The organism is Leclercia sp. M50, assembly GCF_037150775.1.
Lineage (GTDB): Bacteria > Pseudomonadota > Gammaproteobacteria > Enterobacterales > Enterobacteriaceae > Enterobacter.
In genome coordinates, this window is the sequence record NZ_JBBCPK010000023.1 from 1 (window position 1) to 18,009 (window position 18,009).

Below are 18,009 nucleotides of genomic sequence, written 5' to 3' on the forward strand. Positions count from 1 at the left end.
GTTATGCTCGAGCAGTTCAGTTTTAAGAAACATATTTACTCCGGGGAACGGGGCTCGCGCCCCGGTTATCAGGAAACGGTGACCTTGCAGATCGCCACAAAGTTACCGTCATTGCCCATGACGATGATTTCGACAGCGCCTGCCGCCACGCCGGTGATGGTAAGGATACTACCGCTGACGCTGACCGTTGCTTTTGAAGGATCACTGCTGGCTACGCGGAAGGATTTATCTGAAGCGCTGGCTGGCAGGACCGTCACTGCCAGTTGCGTGGTCGCACCGACAGCGACCGCTGCAGTGGATTTATCCAGGCTGATACCCGTCACGCCAATTACCGCAGTACCGCTGTCTTCTGCCAGAGAGGGTTTGCCGTTATTAGTGATCTTTGCCGTTCGGGTCATCACTTCTTTAGCCGAAACGGTCTTCCCAAGGCTGCTCACCCAGCCTTTAAAGACATCGACGGCGCCATTCGGGTACTTGATTTTGTATCCTTTAACCGTGCCATCATCGAACCAGTTGACCAGGTCCTGCTGACCGCTTTCACCCGGCAGCCATGCCAGAGTAAAACTCGTGTCGCCTGCTGATTTCTGACCCTGCATGGATGAAGCCCAGTCGGCGTTGTCGTCATCGATATAGGTGTCGTCCTCTGACTCGGCGGTGAGTTCGCCTGGCTGCAAATCCTTGATCTTTGCCAGACGCAGCCAGTTAACATCCGAAAGGGGACTGGCGTAGGGATCGCCGCTTCCGGTGTAAATCCAGAGGGTGGTGCCGGCCCCTTTCGTCGGTGCCAGCGGGTTAGGTGTGGTCATAACGTCCTCACATTTCGTAGGTGATGGAATATTTCAGATCGGCTGAACTCCAGAGTCCGATATCATCATCGCGCTGGTAGTCATAGCCCTGCTGCACCATGTTGGTGATAAGGGATGCAAGCCCCGGGATCTCCGACAGAACCGGGTAAACACGCGCTTCCATCCATTCATCCAGCTCCGAATCAGGCACTTGGGCAGGAAGAAAGACTTCAACATGAAGAGTGGCCTGCCAGACATCGGCATCCAGTTCTTCCCCGGTGTACTCCGCGTCGGTGAGATAAACGGCGACGGCCGGGAAATCTCCCTCTTCGAGCACTGCTGGCCTGCCGTCAAAATAAATGGCGTCAGTACCAATCGCGCTTTCCAGCGCGTCAAGAATCAACTGTCGGATATCACTGTGTTTCATTTTGTCAGAATCAACCTGAGTTGGTTTGTAAGGGATGCCCGGAGCTCTTTGGGCATATCCGAGTCCATGAGCTTCGGCAGCTCAGCTTTAAATGCCGTGGTTAAAGGGGCTGCCAGAGGAATGCTGACCACTTCGATCGGATAACGGGGCTTTGCTGTTCGCCTCATGACGTGCCAGCGACCATTTTTAAGCTGCTGAATGAATCCGCCCGGGAAACGGAAAGGACCAACGCGCAGCACGCTGTTGGCCCCTTTCTTATCCCGTTTTCTGCGGGAAAGGCGCACGCTGGCGGTACCCAGTTTTATGGCCGGTAAATTGCCACGGTTTACACGGATAAGCGCGCGGGGTTTATTAACCGTCGCACGTCTCAGCCTGGCGCGTTGCTTTACCAGTTTTCGCGGTACGCGGGTATCTTTCGACACAACTGCCACGCTGCGGCTGACGGCCCGGTTTGCCACACGGTTAACAGCCTGCGCTGACGCGCGCGGAACCGCAGTTTTGCTGATGCTGTTGAGGTTCTCTATCGCCTGCTCAAGACCTTTAACGGACATGCAGCCTCCTTAACGGCGGCGGGTACCGGCGGGCGGGCTCCCGTTACCCAGCCAGATATGACAGGATCCACAATCGTCAGGGCCAATTCGCTCAACCCAGAAAGCCCGCCCGTTAATCATCAGGGTGTCCATGCGTTCCAGCTGCTGAACAGTGGCGGTTTCCACAAACAGGGTCGGACTGGTACCTTCAACCCGAATGCCCACACCGGCATAACCAATATTCTCCGGATCATCGAAAACGCCCATCAGGGTGACACCTGACAAAGCGCCTGACATCACCTTTGCCTCTGCGCCCATCACTATGCGGATAGCGCCATCCGCTCGCGACATGGCCTCGTCAAAGAGATTATCGAAATCAGCCATTCGGTCCCCTTCAGGCTTCTCTGGCCAGCCCCTTTGCGATCAGCTCGTCTGCATCCTGTTCGGATACGCGAATGATCACGCCGGGCTCAACGATGGAGGCCGGTTCGTTACGCGTGGCATGCAGCGCGTCAATATGCAGGGTTGCCAGCGTTTCTACTGTTACCCGGTCATCGGTTGTGGTCGCTTTTGTTTTTTCTTTCACTGCGTCAGCAATATCACCGCCGGTGCTGCCGGTGCTGCCGGTGCTGCCGGTGCTGCCGGTGCTGCCGGTGCTGCCGGTGCTGCCGGAAGCATTCTCCTCTCCATTTTCACCGTCAACCGAACCGGCATCTCCATCCAGCTCCTCTTCAAGCTCAGCAATACGCATCGACAGCTCCTGGATGGTGCCGCTGGTATTCACGTCACGGCCCAGCATTTTGCCCAGCTCTTTCAGCCGGGCGATGAGTGTCTCTTTTTCAGTCATGGAAGCTACTCCGAAAAATTGGCCCCGAAGGGCCACCGGGTGGAAGTTACGCGAGTTTGACGGACACAAACTCGTCCGCGTCTGCCAGCAGCATCAGCGGCGCGGACTGGATCATGGTGAATTCACGGGCCGGGTCACCGGTCTGCACCCAGTTTTTTGGATAGCGTGCAGAGGCGTTAATGCCCTCGCGCTGCGCGTCTACATCCTGGATACAGCCATAGGTCCGCAGACCGCGCGCCTGTGTGTTACCCAGTACCATGGTGTTATCCGGCAGATAATTCTTCTGCACACCCCCTTCAACGTACTGACCGGCATACACGACGATTGCCACATCGCCGTACATACCCTTGTAGGAAACCGCCTGACCGAGATCCTTGAGTGCGGTTTCCAGCTCGGAGTTAGAGCCACGGCGGGTATCCAGCTTGTCTTTGACGGCCTTAAAGGAGCGGAACAGTGACCAGCCCTTTGGATCGAACACGATGATGTTGACCACGCCACTGGCATTCACCGCATACGTCTCGATGTCATCGGTCGGATCATAGGTTTCTTTGTCCCGGCTGGACCACGCCGCAGCACCCGCCTGAACAATGTTGTTTCTGGCGCTGCGCTGCATATCCACCTCCACCGGCTCGAATGCCTCTCCGGTCATGGTATATTTACCGCTGAGCACGGCGGATACGGCCTGCATTTCTTCTACCTGCGCAATCGCCAGTTCTTCATCTTTCATGTTCTGCAGAATGATGCGGCGGCGGCGATAGGCAGGATCAGCCAGGTTCTGTGGGTCTTCATCCGGCAGGCGTCGCAGGGTCATCTGCGGGTTTACTTCGTGCTTGGGTTTGACATATCCAGGCGTAAATTCTGAGGTTGTGCCACCGCGGGAGCGGATGACCCTGCCGGAAATAACAGGCGAGACATAGAGTGCCATGTTCACCAGGCCCGGGATTTGCGACAGGTACACTTTCTCAGTACTGAAGGGATAGCTTTCGCGGAAGAAGATGCGAAGGAAAAGCGGATCGAACTTAAATTTCTTCTCATTGACCGCCAGCAGCTGGGCAGTAGTATAAATCGACATAGATTTTTCCCGTAAAAAAAGCCGCATATGCGGCTTTTATGAAAGTTGAGGGTGATTAAACGATGCTGATCGCAGTACCGGCGAACGCGTTACGCTTGATATTTTCGTCGGTAACGGCAGATGGCCACAGCACATCTTCGATGCGGAATGAACCGGATTTATAAAATGCCAGTTCTGCACTGTTCTGATCAGCAGTAACCGCCAGAATGCCGGTTGCTGCACCTGCATGCTCGCCGTCCCAGACGGTTAGCTTGCCGGATGTAGCATCGAGCATGAGCGGGGTCATTGCCGGGGTGGATGCTGTCAGTTCACCAGGTGCATATGCAGTATGTGCCGGGTCACTGTTGCCGAGCGGCTGTAGATGGGTAAAAACTTCAGTCGTTGCCATAAGAGCCTCTTAAACGGGGGTGTTTAACAAATCTTCACCTGCTTCAGCAGATACATTACCTGTCGATAACGCACCAGGTGCTGTTTCCATCAGGCGATCCAGTGCCGTATCGGAACGCGCCTGGGCACTTTGCGGTGCAGCGGCCAGAATGCGCTGTGCGCTTTCGACTGTCATACCCGGCGTTTCGGCCAGTGCACGCGCCTGTGACTCACGTCCTTTCGCCTCTTCGCAGTTCAGGATTCCCATAATTCGGCCATTTTCGGCACTCACCGCTGCGGCGACCCGGGCACTGACCTCTGCCGGTGAAGCAACAACTGCAGCAGCGGATTCGACAGTATTTGTCTGTTCTGCTGGCGCGGTGGCCTGAATTGCATCCGCAGCTGATGCGGTGGTTACTTTTTCCATATTTCCTCCAGGGGAGATTGTTTTTCGTTTGTTAAGTGACTCGCGCATTACGTTCAGCGCGTCAGTGTTATTGACCAGCTCTTCAGCCAGGCCAGCATCCACCGATTCCTGACCGGAAAATACAGCCGCTTCGGTATCCAGCACGGCCTGCACGGACATGCCGGTATAAGCAGCAACCTTTTCGGCAAACATCCGGCGCGTGGCGTCGATCCGCGTCTGAAAATCATCGCGAACGTCTTTCGGTAGTTTTTCGTAAGGGTTGCCATCAACCTTGTGATCGCCGCTGTAAATCAGGGTCACCTCGACGCCCTGCGTTTTCAGGGCAGCGCCGTAGTTGCTGTGCGCCATCATCACGCCGATTGAGCCCGTCCGCGCGGTCTGGGTGACCAGACGGCGGGAAGCGGCGCTGGCAATAAGCTGCCCGGCGCTGCAGTTCATATCGTTTGCCAGCGCCCAGATGGGCTTGATATCGCGCATCCGTGCAATAATGTCGGCGCAGTCGAATGCCCCGGACACCATCCCGCCAGGCGTATCCATATCGAGGAGAATGCCGTCGACGCCAGGATCGCTCATGGCCTGCTGCAGGCGGGCAATGATCCCGTTGTATCCCGTCATGCCGGAGTAAGGCTGCAGCGACCGGGTTTTACTGACCAGCGTCCCGGAAACGGGCAGCACCGCGATGCCGTTCGTTATCTGGTAACTACGCGACGGTCGGGGCCCCATCTCCTCATCATCACCAAAGAGCGCCAGCGGTTCGGCAATCTGCTCAGCACCAAGCGTTGCGCCCGACACCGTATCCGTCAGACGGGTGATCCCCAGCTGGCCTGCCAGCGCGCAAAAGAAAACCCGCGCGTAGGCGGGTTCAAGCATCAGCGGCTCATTAAAGGCCATGCTGGCAATATGCGGGAGATTACGCAGTTCTGGCGTCATCTTTATCCTCCTCGTTTGATTTTTTCAGCCCGGATTCAAAAGCGGCTACCGCCCAGGCCGGGGGTTTAAGGCCCGCGCTCCGGCGCTCCATAGTTTCACGTACCTGCTGAGAAAATATTTCCTGATAGTCATCTCCGCGTTTGGCGCACTCCTTCTCATAGGTGCTGAGACCGGCCTCGATCAGCATTACAGCCTCCTGCACCTCCTTCAGGCCATCAATAGCCATGCGCCCCGAACCGATCCAGTTTGCGTTACCCCATGAAGTTCTCGCTTCCTGGAAGCTGAACCTGGCTTTGGATGGGAGCGTGATAACACGGCGCGCAATCGCCTCTTCCAGCCAGCAGACAAACATCTGACAGGCCTGCCGGGCTGCGACGAACTTGCGTCGACCCATAAAGAACGCCCAGGATTCATTGGCGCTGGCGCGTGCGGTGGAGTAACTCATCTGGGAATAGTTACGCGAGAGCTGCTCGTATGACACCCCCAGCCCGGCGGCGATATAGCGCAGCAGTGACTGCTCAAAGGTTGAAAAACCGTTATCCGTATCCTGCGCTGACTGCAGATTCAGTGAATCACCAGGCATCAGGTGCGGGACTTTGGCACCACCGAGCCGAACCGGCGCTACGGTGTAATACGATGCCATCTCACCGAGCCAGCCTGTCATTTTGCTTTGCTGGTCTTTACTGTCAGAGCCGAGAATAAAGTCCATCGCAGTCTGTGTATCCAGTTCGCTTTCGATGGTGGCCGCATACATCGCTTTCACGATCGCACTCTGCAGCTGCGTGTTTTGCAGGGTGTCGAGCATTTTCATCTGCTCCATCACGCTGTAAAACACGTTAGCGCCGCGGGTTTGTCCGTCTTCAAGCGGCTCGAACACATGGATAAACGATGGTCTGCCCCCGGGCAGTTCGCGGGGAATATACATCCATTTCTGCGCCATCCAGCCCGGGTAACCGTCCTCGCTTACGTAGTAGCCCAGCGCTGCACCAGCATCGTTTATGCTGACACCGGCACGGCAGTTCCGGGTGTCCCCCATGTTATTGGGATTGCTGACGCGCTTCGGGCTGACCATCTTGAATTGCGTGCGGAAGAGCCGCGTTGAATCACTGTCCCAGGTGGGCTGCACGCACAACTCACCGTTGAATGCATGCGTCGCGACCCCCTCACGGATCATCATCGTAAACGTTCGCTTGCGCTCGGCATCAATCCCGCAAAAGTCATCTTCAGCATACTCATACCAGGCGGCTTCCACCTCCCTGGCAAACGCGCGGCTCTCCTCTTCTTTAATGCCGAGATAACGCCAGCTCGGGCAGTAACTCAGTCTGAAAAATGACCCAACGATGTGATCCTGGTGGAGTTGCACGGCGTTTGCTGCGTAGCCGTTATTTCGTACAAGATCGTCAGCACGGGCATTTCCACGTGAGAAATTAGGCAGGAGCGCCGCATCAGCACTTTCGATGGGCGGATTCCAGGATCGCAACTGGCCGCCAAAGCCGCCGCCACCGCCGTGATACCCGGCATATTCGCGCAGGGATGTTTTACCGTCTGGTCCCACTAAAGCTGGTAATTTCATACGTAAAACCCTGCCGGTCCCCGGCGCCGTGAAGTGGATCCAACCTGAGATTCAAGGTCAGCAATGTATTTTTTCAGCTCGCTGACTGAGGTAGCTGTAAATTCCACCCTTCGACCATCTTTCTGTACCGTTGCCACCCGTTTACCCATCATGAGGTCATGTAATGCAGCGCGTGCTGCCTCCAGACCAGCCTGTGTCGCCATTATTCTTCTCCGGATAATGCCCGGGCGTAATCCGCCAAGGTTTTGTGATTTTTACGCCCACTGTCTTCCTCCAGCAGACTTGCCAGAAGAGAATCGAGATTAAGCTGCCATCGCGAGATGCTGATCCGCAGGGCCGCAAGCGCGTAGACAAAACAGTCGAGCGCCTCATTTCGTCGCTTTTTGCTGTCCCAGACGATCTTTTTTTTACCGTCTACCCACTTTTCGACCTGCTCCTCAGCTGTCAGCTGTTGAGCTTCAGCTAAATCATAGATTTCAGGATCATTAGGGAAATGCACCGCGCCAGCGAGAGGTTCGTCGGCCTCAGGCACCAGGGTGAAACGGTTATAGATTTGCTCTTTTGCAGTGTCGGTCCCCACTTCCGTGAGATAAACACCGTTTTTGTTGCGTTTGCGCGGCATGCTGGCAACGGGTTTACCGTAAACAGACGCCCCTTTAATGGGTATCAGGCGGAACAGCCCATGCTTTTTCGAACGGTTATAGACGATGGTCGGGTCGATACCCCCTATATCCCAGCAGATGCGTGAAATCGACATTTCCACCCCGTTTTGCCGGGTATAGGTCTGGTTGATGACCTCATCGACCCTGAGCAGAGTGGCTTCATCGTCATGACGGCCCATGATGATCTGCCTGTCGATAAGCCAGCTTTCTTCGCCCGGCCCCCAGCCCCAGACCCGCATTTCATAACGATCAAGCTGAGAGTCTATACCGGCTGTGAGGTAGGCCACCCGTTCCGGAACCGCGGCGCCAAAGTGTTCCTTACGTTCGGCCATAACGTCCGAATCAGGACGGTCACCAATTTTCGGCTCCCATGTCTCACCAAGCGTGGTATTAACGAAAGTCTTGCGCTTGCCGGTATCCCCTTTGGTCTTGATCCAGTCTTTGACGATTTGCACCCACGTCGTGAAGGGGCTGTAGGCGGTCCAGATATGAAAGGTGACGCTGTCAGGTGGATCAATCTCGGTACCGGATGATGAAAACCAGCACAGACCGTCCCGTGTCCAGATCCCCGTCTCTCCGCAAATGTAACGGGCCTGCGCAAAATCCATCTCCTGTTGCTTAATCACACAGGCATTATGCTCGCAAAGGTAAAACACACTGGCAGGCTCACCCGACACCCACTTGAAGCCGAACGGCGTCTCTTTATCGCCGAATTTCAGGTACTGCTCTTCCCCGCAATGCGGGCAGGGAACGTGGAACCGCAAAAAATGCTGCGACTCTTTCGCGGCACGCTCAATCTGGCAGGTGCCCCTGACTTTTGGCGTGGAACCGCGGATGGACTTGGGCCAGACCGAGCCTTCAATTCGTTTATCACCCAGAAAGGTTGGAGAGCCTTCTTTCTCGATGTCATCATCGAAGGCGGCCAGCTCGTCATAGCCCGCCACATCGACGGATTTCTCGCGATAGTTTTTTGCGGCCTTCCCCCCCAGACACCAGAATCCACGCCCGTTTGAAAAACGCTTCATACTGAGGGTATTGTCCCGGTGTTTTTTGCCATACCAGGGAGCCAGCGCCAGCAAGGTGGGAATATCACGGATTGTCGGCTCGACATGCGACTTCATAAAGTTTTCGGCATCACCGTCAGTCGGCAACCAGATTAGAGAGTTTCGCTGCTTATGCTGGATGAAATACGCATAAACCCCGAGCAGCATCTTTGAATAGCCAACACGGGCAGATTTCACGACATTCACTTCACGGATATAGTCGTTGCCCATGGCATTCATGATCGCACGCTGGAAGGGTAAGGTTTCCCAGCGCCCCTCCTGATAAGCAGACTCTTTCGGGAGGTAATAGTTATCGTCTGCCCACTCAACAGCTGTCTGCGGCTCGGGCCGGAAGAGCGAACGGAGCCCCGCACTCACAGCGTGCTGCAACCCTTTAGCCTGACTGTTCGATATATTCACTCAGCAACCCCGGTATCATTTCATCCAGCGCAGCTGCTTTGTTCATGGCCTTAATGACGTCCTTCTTGAGGAAATCAATATGTCGGTTTTCCAGTTCCGGGAAGCGCCGCTGAACCGACAGAGGCACTCCATCGAGAATACTGGCAATTTCTCCGGCTATCCGCGACAGCACGAACGTGCAGAATGCGGTCTCCACCACCTCAGCGGACTCTTTGGCATTTTTAAGTTCCTGAGCGTCAGCCTGTGCTCGGGTAAGACGGTGTCGCTCATATTCAATGGTGCCGGGTTGAAGATCGGACTCGGAGGCAATGCGCAGATCCTCAACCTCTTTCCGTAATTTTTCATTTTCAATAGCAGCATCCCGCGCTGAATACCATTCGATAACAGCGGCGGAATCATACATAACTTCATTCCCTTTCCCGCCTCCTCGCGCTACCGGCATCCCCTGTTCCTGCCAGTTCTGGATGGTGCGAATGCTGACGCCGAAAATCTCGGATAAGAGTTTTTTGTTAACCTCCATTGCTCGCTCCTGGCATAAAACAGAGAAAGGAAATGACAAACGCCAAATCACCATTTCCTGGGCTTCACCACTTCCTTTCTTTTGAAGGGGTGTTTTCAGTAAAAACAGCAAGATAGCCAGAAGAAGAACGGAAACGGCAAATACCCGAAAATTTTCATAAATAGCGAGAATCTGCGCGGACGCCGCCCCGTAGCAAGCCGATATGCCGGAAAGGACCCGTAAATGATAATGATTATCAATTACCATTAAGCATCTCGGGCTTTAGACGTCTAAACGTCCATTCAGCGAATCAACGCTGACCACACTATCCCGCCAGGCCGCAATGCGTTGTTGATAGCATCATTCACTGCGCCATTGATAGCCTGTTGCAGAATGGCTATAGATGCTGCCTGGCCACTCAGTTCAGTCTGAAGGGATTCAAACAGGCCGCTGTTACTTACCGCATCCACTACAGCATCACGCATTTCGTCTGAGAGTTTGATCTTGGTTGAAGTAGCGGCATTGAGTCGGCCTGCATCAATGCCCAGCTGATCACTTGCCGCGCGGCGCTCTTCCATCTCTTCCTGGATTTTCGCGGCAATCGGGGTGTTCTCGAATACGCCAGGTTTATCCAATGCCCAACCTGAGCCCATTCCGGACACATTCGGTTTGCTGTTCCCGTCGACTTCTACTCGGATGGAGTAAGAGGTATTGGTGATTGAATTGCCCAGCCTTGCAGATTGAATAGAACCCGAATGAGTAGACGAGTCGTTGAGCACGGTTTCAGCCACCAGCTTTTTCCCAGAGTGCTTATCCCGGTCAGCCACAATACGCTCCAGCGCTTCCTTAATCTCGTCCGGTGTAAAACCACCAGCAATAGCGACATAACGAGCCCCCAACAATACTACGGGTATCTTGCCTTCAGACGACGCCCCGATAGATTGCTCAAAGCAATATTTGAAATGGTCAAGCTGGTCAGCAATGTGCTCCTGCATGCGCACGAGCTCGCCAATAGTCAGAGTCGCTGATGGAGCGGCATTTTTATTATTCATGGTAGTTTCCTTTTAGACGTAAGCCTGTCGCACGACAATGCCGCATGAGGAACGGATTGCCCAGGCCTGCAGCTGAAAGACCCGCTTCTGATGCGCGTGCGAAGCGTATAAAAAAGCCCCGCTTTCGCGAGGCTGCTTTTGATAAGGCATTTGATGCTTATTCGTCTTTCTTGATGATAACTTCCTGCGGTCTCATTTGCTGAATAGCACGGCAGATACAGTATGGAATAACAGCCCAGGCAACGCCCATTGCTGCACCTGCTGCTTGCTGAGGTGCACTTACAGCGCCAAATACCGCGACAATTCCCTCAATAAACCCAACTATTCCACACAAGAAACAAATTGCCCAAAGGAATTTCATTAACCTAACTCCATTTAAAAATGAGTTATTAGGATAAATCTGCATGCCATTTAGTAAAGCATTATCGCAATTTATCAATGAATGCTGCGAGTAACTCAGCGTTTATCCCCTGCAGGGTATATTTTAATTTTATCCGCTATAGCCATTATAGGTAGATGCCCCATGGGGATGGTTCCATGAGGAAATTCTTAATATCCCACGCTTACGCTTGTTGTTAACCCATAGGCTGCCAAGCTATTCAGGACTCTGATGCGGAGAATGCCAACTCCGGGGAAACATCATTAAAAAGAGCAATTATACTAAGACTCCTGCAGCCCTCTATGTAAGGGCTTTTTTTTGCCATTATCAAGCCCACCAGCAGATGAGCTTTGTAATGGAAAGCCGTTGTGAAAGTGGCTCTCTAAGGCATTGTATTTTCAGCAAAGCGAAATTTTGCGCTGGTTATCCAGCCTTAGCTTCCATCAGCGTTACCATGTCTGGATCCATCTGGCTGACGATCCGCTCACGCGCGCAGTTGAGCAGCTTCTTGCGGCCGCCGACGCCCCACTTATTCATTGCCCGAGCGCAGGCGCTGACTTCTTTGGTCTCATTGGCGATCAGCAGGTCAAGCCGATTGAGGCGAGACATATTGGTGATGCCGCTGAGTACCGCTTCCCGGAAGGTGTTGTATACCCGGATTTCAAATTTCGGACTCAGCCAGGCCGCATATCGAATTGCGAGCAATTCCAGCCCCCACACGCCTGATTCGGTACCGCCCTTAACCACCCGGGTCGAAGCTATTTTTGTAGCTTCGGTCAATACATCGGCAAAACGTCTTATCTGCGCGCTTTTGATGAAGTTACTTGGACGCTGTGATTCAGTGGCCTCTCCATTGGAGACTGCTGCAGCGTGCAGGTCGTTGAGGTTATACCGGCCATCGTCATCGACTCGAACTGATACGCCGTTTACTGCAACTGTTGGGTATGTCATAGCGTCTTTACCTTTTAGAAAGTGAGCCTGTTCGCACAGAAAAGCCGCCCCGAGATGGTCGCCACCATATACGGCAGTTCTCAGGCTCAGCTTTCTGAAAGACTCGGGTTGTCTATGCGCTGCGACGCGCAGTCTTGATAAATCCCCGCACCGATGACAGAAAATTCGCCAGCGGTAACAGGCATAAAAAAAGCCCCGCGTTGTAGCGAGGCTCATTTAATGGACTTTGTACTTTGCAAAGTGCGGTCAAAACATTTTTATTTCAGGCACTGCGTCCGCACATATTCCTGCAGGCCGGTCAGTTGCCTGGTGACAGTTTCAATTCGCTCTCTGAGGGTGAAATAATCCCGTTCAGCGGAGTCAGTAAGTCGGGGGCCGATGCCATCATCCATGCTGGTGGTGCTGGCCGCTCCGTTCGTGGTGCATCTGGCGTTGAGCTGCAGCCGACGTTTGCCAGTAGCAACATCAAGCTCAAGCTGATCGATAGTGGCTTTTGCATCCTGCAGTTCTCCAGTGTATTTGGTATCGAGCGCAGCGACATCACGCTGGCGCACCTGCATGTCGGTGATGGTGGCGTTTGCCAGTTTCAGGTTTTGCTCAGCGGCGTCGGCTCGCTTCGTCTCATCAAGTACCTTACCGAGCAGAAAGTGAATAACCAGCAGGGATAAAATCAGCTCGATGCCGATTACCAGCCAGGCTTTAGAGGTCATTTTTACTCTCCGCCAGGCACATTGAGTGCTCCATCTCTCGCCGGTTCTGGAGACCTTTCCACTTCATACCACCAGCGTAAACCCAGCGGCGCATTTCTTCGCACGCTCCGTCGTGATCACCCTTGTTCAGCTTGCGCAACAGCGTGGACTTAGAGAACGCGTCAGAGCCAACGTTAAAAACAAAGCTGTAGAGCGCGGCGCGCTGATACTCGCCCAGCGGCACCTTAACCAGATTGTCTACCGTTCGTTTTGCTGGCTGGAGGTCTTTCCACAGCAACTGGTCACATTCGCGATCGGTATACTTCTTCCCTCTCACGATATCCCGGCCCGTATGGCCGTCGCAAACAGTCCATACCCCGGCGACGTCTTTATAGGCTTCATACTTCCGCCCTTCGACACCATCCTGCCCACCGAGAAACAGCGAGGCGATCAGCATTGCACCGCCACCAGCAGCGGCGATGAGTTTGTTACGCAGGCTACTGGTCATTGGCATTTAATCATCTCCGACTTTGACTGCTGGGCCATACTTCTCAAGCGCCTTTACCTGTGCATTGGCGACCTTGCGTTTGAAGTACCAGTTAATGAGCCCTGTAACGATGATCCCGGCAATACCAGCCAGTACGCCGATGGCGCTCCATTCGTCAGGGCTCAGTTTTGTGAGGACGCCGTTCAGGATGGTTCCTCCTGAGGTGCCGAGGGCGACTCCGGTGACAAGTTTGCTCATACGGGACATTTCTCTCACCTCGCTGGTTCGCGGGTGTAGTGTGGATAGGGATCAGGCTCTCCGGACGAATTAACGACAAGACGATTGATGGGGGGTTCCGGGAACCTGAAATAAAAAAAGGCCCGCTTTTACGCAGGCCTAAATGAGTTGGAAATTTAAGTAGGTAGGCGTGATACGTCGCCATCATCCAAATAGTAGCTGTGTCGAGCAGCGATACTGGCCGGTCAGGATGTCCGGTTAATGGTTATGGCTTGGTTCACGATTAAATAATAGCACTACTAACGAAGCGCATATAAAAAAGCCTGCTTTACTAGCAGGCGATATTTAACTCAGAAATGGAGAATAAGACAGGTGCCGGGTGCCTCCCGGTGACTCGTTACCAGTTATACGAGCCGCAAGCATATCTGCACTTAGCAGTTAACTGGATTGCCCCGCCGCATAGGGGGATTCACCTGACTCATAACCATAGCAAAAATTTGTCAGAATTCTAAGTGTCGATGCTCAAACAGAAAACTGGGAGAAAGCTCCATTAAGCCATCGAGCGGCACGCTTCTGCACAACGAAGGCAGGCTTCAGAGCATTTCTGACAATGTTCTGCTTCGTGCTTCCCACATTCTTCACCGCATTTCTGACAGACTTCTGCGCAGACCCGGCATAGCGATCTGGCAAATTCACTATCAAAGGTCATAAATTGCGCTGCGAGCCGACAAATATTCGCGCACTGCATATCGAGTCTTATGCACTCACGCATCATATCCACTTGTTCTTCTTTCAGACATGAAGCAGCACAATAATCACAGGCAGCCGCGCATTTGTAGCAGGCTTCGATGCATTCAGCATGGTTAACTGGCATAGTTCGCTCCTTTCAGTCGTAAGCAGAAAACTAAGTCTGGTTACAGGAGTGCGATGATGCCAGTTAATAGGAGCGTTATTCCAAATTCGCCTAAATTGTAATTACAGGGAACGCATTCGAATAACGACCACCTTCATCAAACCCGGAACGACCGACGAGATCATGATGGTGTAAGAGGACCTTCCAGAACTTCTGCTTCGCCGTCATCACAAATGGGATCACCCTGCGTCAGGTGCCAAATACCGATTACGGTCTTACCCGTTTCAAGATCTTCCGTTTCTCCATGGGTATAGTAGGCAACCTGAACTCTGCCATTGTGCTGTATCCAGTAAAATCCCTCTATCATGCCATTCCCTCCCTCACTGTGAGGAGAGTCTAGCCATTGTGGTTACGGGCTGGTGTGAGAAATACTTAATTAAGAATGAAGCGATGCAATGGTCCGCCATCGAGGATTCGAACCCCGAACCACAGAGGTAGAAGCTCCGTGCTCTCTCCGGTTGAGCTAATGGCGGAAAAAAAAGACCAGCAGTGAATGCTGGTCGTAAATGCCGTTGTATACACATTGGGCGTTTGCCCGCGTCACTCTAATTATGTTTCAAGATCATTATAGCACTCTCCCAAGCGACGGGATGGGGAATGCAGGCAATAAAAAACCCCGCCAAAGCGAGGTTTCAGAATTTGTTTGATAAAGGCTTTTCGTCGCTGCCATCGTGGCGCAGCTCTGCCAAGCATGAATGGATTATTCATTTTTCTGGCCCGTTTTCAACTCCTTCTTAAAAATATTTAACATACATCTCACTTTTGCTCGGCTTCTATCTGTCGGCGAACAGCCAGAAATACCTTCGCCTGGAAGATTTCAAGGCACCAGCGCACCCGCTTACGCGCTTCTCCGTCAGTAAGCCAGGGGGCCACGTGCTGCAACTCCCTAGTGATGTCGGATATCTTCTTACGGGTGGTGTAAAACTGCAGGCCGACCACATAAACCGGATCGCGCTGGTCGAAGGTGTTCAGCATGATCTGTTCGATAAAGTCAGCATCATCGCGGCGCTCGCTCTCTTCGATTAACGCTGACAGAGTCACCGGCCACAGAATGGCCCGGGCACGCAACGCCGCCTGCACGCCACGGAACCCCTCTTCCCTCGCCTGGCCCAGAGCCTCAGTTATGCGCGACAGCTGACTGTCCGACCACTCCGATTGCTTGACCTCAGACCAAAACTGGCTGCAATTCTCCAGGCGGTATTGCGCGCGGGTTTTACCGCCGGCGCATTCGCCCCAGACCGTCAGCAAGGATTTGATCCACGCTGACTGAACGCCCGTTAATGGCGTGAACTTGCCGAGCCAGCTTTTACGCGGTGCAGATGCTGCTTTACCCAGACCTTCGATATGAATGCGGCGTTGACGTGGTGTCATCCTGTACTGCTCCTTAAGCCAGAACGCCGAGCGCAAAGGCCCGGTCCAGCACTCTGATTATCATTTCCGGTTGAGTACCGTGCTTACGCTCGAATTTCACCGGATCGTTATGTAGTTCGGTATGGTGCTGACGGCACAGGGGGATCACGAGACTGTCGTGCGCCTTCGTTCCCATGCCTCCCTGGCCCCAGCCGATTAGATGGTGTGGATCATCTGACTGCCTGCCGCAGCACTCGCAGGGCTGCGTCTTAACCCATGCCAGATATTTGGGTTTGTCCCAGCGGGTCCGCTTTGGCCGCTTCATCAGGGTCTGCGGGGATTCGGGATCCACAAGTACGCCCACGATTGGCTTAATGGCTGGCGCTGGTGGTGCGCCTGCAGGCCCTGCAGATAAAACGAGGGACTTCGCGGCGATGATGCTGGTGGCAGGCACCGCGGGTACGATCTCGCTCTCTCGATAAGTTTCTTTCGCGGCTGGCAGGCGCAATGCCTCACGGGCAACAGATTCAGGCAGCGCATCGGTGACGCCGACACGAACAGCCCACCAGCACAATTCAGCCAGGGATAGTTCACGAGCTTTATCGAGCGCCAGCGCCACCCGGGCTATGTCCAGCACCCAGTCGATGACGTTCTGGCGCGCCAGATCCGCCAGGCGTTCGGTGAATTGCTCGCGCAGCCGGTTGTCGCAGTGGCCGCAAAGAAGAATCGCACCGGGCTCATGCCGCATGGTGGTCAGTTCGTGATAGTGGTAGTCGCTGTGCTGGTACTGAAATATGCCGCCACCATGGCGCAGCAACCAGTATTCCAGGCCATTCAGCCCACCAGCGGCAGTGATCACCTTTTCGTGAAGGAAGAAAGAGCGCAGAGCCGGGTTAACCGCCAGCGGCTGACGCAAATCAGGCACACGTCCGGTCTCAAAGCTGGTCATGTTGTCTGGCTGGCTTTCCACCAGCACGCGCCCTGAAATGAACATAGGCATCAGCTCGCTGCCGGGCTTCAACAGCACAACGCCCAACTCCCGGGCGATAACCGGTTTCAGCAATGCGCGCATTGGTCGATCTCCCCGATGATGATCTGCCCTTCCTCACCCCAGCGCTTCGTCACGCGAGAATCCCAAATATGGGCGTCATCGGCATAGATGGCGTCCATTAGGGCTTTCTCCAGGTTATCTTTGTCGGGCTTCTGCTGGTGGGGTTTCCCCGCCATCTCCTGCCGCTTCTTCTTGCTCCAACTCGGGGGCATCGGGAGGATAAATGTAATGTGTGCGCCTGCTTCCGGTAGCTCGACGCCCATCAGACGAACGTGATCACAGAACGCGCGGTACCGGAGAACCTCCGGGCGTTTCTTCCACTTATCGGCGCGGGTCATTCTGGGCTTGCCCATCGGCGTGATGTTGTAGGTTTTCACGCTTCCCTCCAGAGCTTTTGCTGGAAGGTATTATCCTGACGCGGGGTTCTATTTGCCTCGGGCAGGTACGCGGTGAGTGTCCAGTGGATGAGATCGAAATCAAGGCTGCGCACAGTCCGCACGTCATTAGCACGGTAGCGGGCCTCGAGTTCGTCCACTTCTTTCGTGGTGAGCTGAGTGTGAATAAAGCTGGTTTTCTTCATGCTGTCACCCCTGAGTGAGCAGGCAAAAAGAAACCGCTGATTCCGAAAGGAACCAGATCAAGTTTTTGTTTGGTAGGTTTTTGCGCCATGGTATCTCTCCAGTGGCGCAGCAGGTATAGGTTGTTCAGGCCTATGACGGGAGTTTAACAGAATTAAGCGAAACGCGGTAACCTGCCCGCTCCAGCATCTGCGTAAAGAGAGTTGGCGACCCTACAATCTCATCATCCAGAAGCGGCGTAAACGACAACACATCACCTCGCCTGTACATCAGCGCGCGATCAAATTCAGGAAATGAGTGCAGCCGTGCAACGATAACCCCATCGTGACATCTGATGACTGCATAACCCTTTTTTGGAAATTTTTCTGTTTCTTTCACCGCACCCTCCACCCAGGAAACTAATTACATGCTGAATTAATAAAACCAGTCGTCAGCGCTTTCCCAGGTCTGCTGGAGGATCTCTTCTACCTTCTTCTTCGCGTCCTTTTCACCGCCCAGAACACTTAACCCGTCTGAGCCTGCTCGTCGTATAACCAGGGTGCAATCACCTACCTGATCCTGCAGTCGTGTTAACAGTTCTTTTTCCAGAGCCGGGACAGCGCCCTTAGGAAGTTCTTTAGTTCTATCAATGCTTAACTCAACTCTCATAATAGCCTCCGCTGCATTTACTGTATGAATATACAGTATACCTGTAGGCCGTTTTGATCAATGCTTAAGGCGCAAAAATGCCTGTCTGTTTAA

The 18,009-nt window shown here is 53.7% G+C and carries 26 protein-coding genes and 1 tRNA gene; all 27 read right to left on the bottom strand.

The genetic code is table 11. From position 1 onward, the window contains the following. Nucleotides 1–68 precede the first annotated feature (68 nt). On the bottom strand, nt 69–806 hold the full coding sequence (locus WFM46_RS07780; RefSeq protein ID WP_336997380.1) for a phage tail protein: 738 nt from the start codon (nt 804–806) through the stop codon (nt 69–71). 7 nt (nt 807–813) lie between these two features. Next, nucleotides 814–1,212: a phage minor tail U family protein gene (locus tag WFM46_RS07785; RefSeq protein ID WP_114387364.1), complete on the bottom strand. Its 399-nt coding sequence runs from the start codon at nt 1,210–1,212 to the stop codon at nt 814–816. After that, nucleotides 1,209–1,763 (bottom strand): phage tail protein, encoded by a 555-nt coding sequence (locus WFM46_RS07790; protein WP_336997381.1) that lies wholly within the window; start codon nt 1,761–1,763, stop codon nt 1,209–1,211. The genes WFM46_RS07785 and WFM46_RS07790 overlap by 4 nt, the downstream gene beginning before the upstream one ends. Before the next feature lie 9 nt (nt 1,764–1,772). Further along, on the bottom strand, nt 1,773–2,126 hold the full coding sequence (locus tag WFM46_RS07795; RefSeq protein WP_336997382.1) for a head-tail joining protein: 354 nt from the start codon (nt 2,124–2,126) through the stop codon (nt 1,773–1,775). Nucleotides 2,127–2,136: 10 nt separating this feature from the next. Further along, a complete protein-coding gene (gene gpFI, locus WFM46_RS07800; protein ID WP_336997383.1) occupies nt 2,137–2,589 on the bottom strand; it encodes a DNA-packaging protein FI in 453 nt (150 codons plus the stop codon). A 46-nt stretch (nt 2,590–2,635) separates the two neighbouring features. After that, entirely contained in the window at nt 2,636–3,661 is a 1,026-nt protein-coding gene (locus WFM46_RS07805; protein WP_336997384.1) for a major capsid protein, read from the bottom strand. A gap of 55 nt (nt 3,662–3,716) precedes the next feature. Further along, nucleotides 3,717–4,049, bottom strand: coding sequence for a head decoration protein (locus WFM46_RS07810; protein ID WP_336997385.1), 333 nt, complete (start codon nt 4,047–4,049; stop codon nt 3,717–3,719). Nucleotides 4,050–4,058: 9 nt separating this feature from the next. After that, entirely contained in the window at nt 4,059–5,384 is a 1,326-nt protein-coding gene (locus WFM46_RS07815; RefSeq protein ID WP_336997386.1) for a S49 family peptidase, read from the bottom strand. After that, complete coding sequence (locus tag WFM46_RS07820; protein ID WP_336997387.1) at nt 5,365–6,957, bottom strand: phage portal protein; 1,593 nt, start codon at nt 6,955–6,957, stop codon at nt 5,365–5,367. Before WFM46_RS07820 ends, WFM46_RS07815 begins: the two co-directional genes overlap by 20 nt. Further along, on the bottom strand, nt 6,954–7,160 hold the full coding sequence (locus tag WFM46_RS07825; protein ID WP_336997388.1) for a phage head-tail joining protein: 207 nt from the start codon (nt 7,158–7,160) through the stop codon (nt 6,954–6,956). The genes WFM46_RS07820 and WFM46_RS07825 overlap by 4 nt, the downstream gene beginning before the upstream one ends. Then, the gene (locus WFM46_RS07830) at nt 7,160–9,082 is read right to left on the bottom strand and encodes a phage terminase large subunit family protein (protein ID WP_336997389.1); all 1,923 of its coding nucleotides are present in this window, start codon (nt 9,080–9,082) and stop codon (nt 7,160–7,162) included. The genes WFM46_RS07825 and WFM46_RS07830 overlap by 1 nt, the downstream gene beginning before the upstream one ends. After that, the gene (locus WFM46_RS07835) at nt 9,057–9,602 is read right to left on the bottom strand and encodes a terminase small subunit (RefSeq protein WP_336997415.1); all 546 of its coding nucleotides are present in this window, start codon (nt 9,600–9,602) and stop codon (nt 9,057–9,059) included. The genes WFM46_RS07830 and WFM46_RS07835 overlap by 26 nt, the downstream gene beginning before the upstream one ends. Before the next feature lie 281 nt (nt 9,603–9,883). After that, on the bottom strand, nt 9,884–10,633 hold the full coding sequence (locus tag WFM46_RS07840) for a hypothetical protein (protein ID WP_336997390.1): 750 nt from the start codon (nt 10,631–10,633) through the stop codon (nt 9,884–9,886). Nucleotides 10,634–10,790: 157 nt separating this feature from the next. Beyond that, entirely contained in the window at nt 10,791–10,994 is a 204-nt protein-coding gene (locus WFM46_RS07845) for a hypothetical protein (protein ID WP_336997391.1), read from the bottom strand. Between the two features lie 441 nt (nt 10,995–11,435). After that, nucleotides 11,436–11,963 carry a KilA-N domain-containing protein gene (locus WFM46_RS07850; protein ID WP_336997392.1) on the bottom strand — a complete coding sequence of 176 codons (528 nt, stop codon included), beginning with the start codon at nt 11,961–11,963 and terminating at the stop codon, nt 11,436–11,438. A 257-nt stretch (nt 11,964–12,220) separates the two neighbouring features. Beyond that, entirely contained in the window at nt 12,221–12,673 is a 453-nt protein-coding gene (locus WFM46_RS07855; protein WP_336997393.1) for a lysis protein, read from the bottom strand. Further along, nucleotides 12,663–13,166, bottom strand: a complete 504-nt coding sequence (locus tag WFM46_RS07860; protein WP_336997394.1) for a lysozyme — start codon at nt 13,164–13,166, stop codon at nt 12,663–12,665. The genes WFM46_RS07855 and WFM46_RS07860 overlap by 11 nt, the downstream gene beginning before the upstream one ends. Continuing rightward, nucleotides 13,167–13,397 (bottom strand): class II holin family protein, encoded by a 231-nt coding sequence (locus tag WFM46_RS07865; RefSeq protein WP_168192050.1) that lies wholly within the window; start codon nt 13,395–13,397, stop codon nt 13,167–13,169. Between the two features lie 529 nt (nt 13,398–13,926). After that, nucleotides 13,927–14,250, bottom strand: coding sequence for a four-helix bundle copper-binding protein (locus tag WFM46_RS07870; protein WP_072010776.1), 324 nt, complete (start codon nt 14,248–14,250; stop codon nt 13,927–13,929). A 160-nt stretch (nt 14,251–14,410) separates the two neighbouring features. Next, entirely contained in the window at nt 14,411–14,596 is a 186-nt protein-coding gene (locus WFM46_RS07875; RefSeq protein ID WP_032617612.1) for a hypothetical protein, read from the bottom strand. Nucleotides 14,597–14,685: 89 nt separating this feature from the next. After that, nucleotides 14,686–14,762 (bottom strand) — tRNA-Arg (locus WFM46_RS07880). A 283-nt stretch (nt 14,763–15,045) separates the two neighbouring features. Next, nucleotides 15,046–15,660: a hypothetical protein gene (locus WFM46_RS07885; protein ID WP_336997395.1), complete on the bottom strand. Its 615-nt coding sequence runs from the start codon at nt 15,658–15,660 to the stop codon at nt 15,046–15,048. Nucleotides 15,661–15,673: 13 nt separating this feature from the next. Further along, nucleotides 15,674–16,711: a DUF968 domain-containing protein gene (locus WFM46_RS07890; protein WP_336997396.1), complete on the bottom strand. Its 1,038-nt coding sequence runs from the start codon at nt 16,709–16,711 to the stop codon at nt 15,674–15,676. Then, nucleotides 16,696–17,067, bottom strand: coding sequence for a RusA family crossover junction endodeoxyribonuclease (locus tag WFM46_RS07895; RefSeq protein WP_313390084.1), 372 nt, complete (start codon nt 17,065–17,067; stop codon nt 16,696–16,698). Before WFM46_RS07895 ends, WFM46_RS07890 begins: the two co-directional genes overlap by 16 nt. Beyond that, nucleotides 17,064–17,270: a hypothetical protein gene (locus WFM46_RS07900; RefSeq protein WP_313390083.1), complete on the bottom strand. Its 207-nt coding sequence runs from the start codon at nt 17,268–17,270 to the stop codon at nt 17,064–17,066. The genes WFM46_RS07895 and WFM46_RS07900 overlap by 4 nt, the downstream gene beginning before the upstream one ends. A 130-nt stretch (nt 17,271–17,400) precedes the next feature. Beyond that, nucleotides 17,401–17,646, bottom strand: coding sequence for a hypothetical protein (locus WFM46_RS07905; RefSeq protein ID WP_336997397.1), 246 nt, complete (start codon nt 17,644–17,646; stop codon nt 17,401–17,403). Between the two features lie 36 nt (nt 17,647–17,682). After that, nucleotides 17,683–17,916: a DinI-like family protein gene (locus WFM46_RS07910; protein WP_159339121.1), complete on the bottom strand. Its 234-nt coding sequence runs from the start codon at nt 17,914–17,916 to the stop codon at nt 17,683–17,685. Nucleotides 17,917–18,009: the final 93 nt, after the last annotated feature.